Below are 1,459 nucleotides of genomic sequence, written 5' to 3' on the forward strand. Positions count from 1 at the left end.
TCAGAGTGCGTTCTGCGAGCTGATGTCCCTTTCGCCGGTGGGGTTGGGTTAGGCCGGCTGGCGGAAGCTCACCGTTCGGGCTATCGGCGTGGTTGGGAGAACAATCCCGGCTCGGTCTCGATGAGGATGCCGCGGCTGGCCAGGCGTTTGAGCTTGGCGCGGACGTTCTGGATGGCGTTCTGCGTCAGCGGCAGGTCCATGGCCATGGCCAGGTCGCGGGCGCGCAGGGAGTCGGCTACCTCGCCGAATACGGTGAGGATCTGCTGGTAGGCGGGGTGATCGGGGATCACGGGAGGAGTTGCGGCCGGCTCGGCCGGGGCAGGGTCCTCTTCAGCAAGGGAGATGAGGGTCTTGCGGCTGATCCGCAGGTGCTCGATCGCCTCGCTGAGTTCGCCCAGACGCGCGGTCAGAGTGTCGATCTCCGCCTGGGTCTGCTCGATCTGGCAGGTCAAGGCGTGCTCGCGGGCGTCGATTCGGTCCAGGAGCCAGGTGCCGGGGTCGGACTGGCGAGCGTCGGGCCCGGTCATGTCCACCGCCACGCGGGGGCCGTGCCACGGATCAGGCGGCGGGACATCACGTCCGTCATCGCCCAATACACCCGTGATTCGGAACTGGCCGGAAGATGCTCGTAGTCGCGGACCAGACGCCGGTGGAACATCAAGATGCCGTACGTCTGCTCGACGACCCATCTCTTGGGCTGGGGGACGAACCTTTTGTCGGCAGGGTTACGCTCGACAACCTCCACGTCGATCCCCAGACCGGCGCCATGCGCGACAACCGTGTTCTTGAACCCCTGGTCGACCAGCGCCTTGGTCGCTGTGCCCTCGGTGCTGGCGGCGACCCGGTCCAGCAGGGCGATCCCGGCGACATTCTCGTGGGCCGAGGCGGCCAACATGACCACAGCGATGACCAGCCCCAGCACGTCCACCGCCAAGCCCCGCTTTCTCCCCGCTACTCGCTTCGCGGCGTCCTTGCCGGTCGTGGAGGCGGGGACCCCTGCCGCGACGTGGACGCTCTGGGTGTCCAGCACGACCAGACTGGGGTCGGCTAATCGTTTCTTCTTCTCGCGCAGGTGCCAGCGCAGCAGGTCGTGGATCGTCTTGTCGGTGCCGTCGTCGCGCCACTTGCCGAAGTAGTAGTACGTCGCGCTCTTGGGTGGCAGGTCGTGCGGGAGATAGTCCCATTGGACGCCGGTTCGTCCCTGGTAGCGGATCGCGTTGACGATCTCGCGTAACTCGTAGTTGCCATCGTGGCCGCTGACGGACGGGTGCGCGGCCTTCCATGCGGTGAGCACCGGTTCGATCAACGCCCACTGGGCGTCGGATAAGTCGCTGGGGTAGGGCTTGCGCTCGGCCACACGGCCATCCCAGCACATCCGAGCCCTCCGACTGGTGGTAACGCTACAAATCCATCCGATCACACTGCGACATCACGGGCATGGACTCGCGAACCGCACTCT

At 66.1% G+C, this 1,459-nt stretch carries 2 protein-coding genes; both read right to left on the reverse strand.

Going from position 1 to position 1,459, the window contains the following annotated elements; translation table 11 throughout:
- Nucleotides 1-80: 80 nt before the first annotated feature.
- Nucleotides 81-527 (reverse strand): hypothetical protein, encoded by a 447-nt coding sequence (locus ACWDX9_RS63260; RefSeq protein ID WP_363969090.1) that lies wholly within the window; start codon nt 525-527, stop codon nt 81-83.
- The gene (locus ACWDX9_RS63265; RefSeq protein WP_449973444.1) at nt 524-1,357 is read right to left on the reverse strand and encodes an IS5 family transposase; all 834 of its coding nucleotides are present in this window, start codon (nt 1,355-1,357) and stop codon (nt 524-526) included. The genes ACWDX9_RS63260 and ACWDX9_RS63265 overlap by 4 nt, the downstream gene beginning before the upstream one ends.
- Nucleotides 1,358-1,459: the final 102 nt, after the last annotated feature.

This window comes from Nonomuraea sp. NPDC003201 (genome assembly GCF_053590415.1).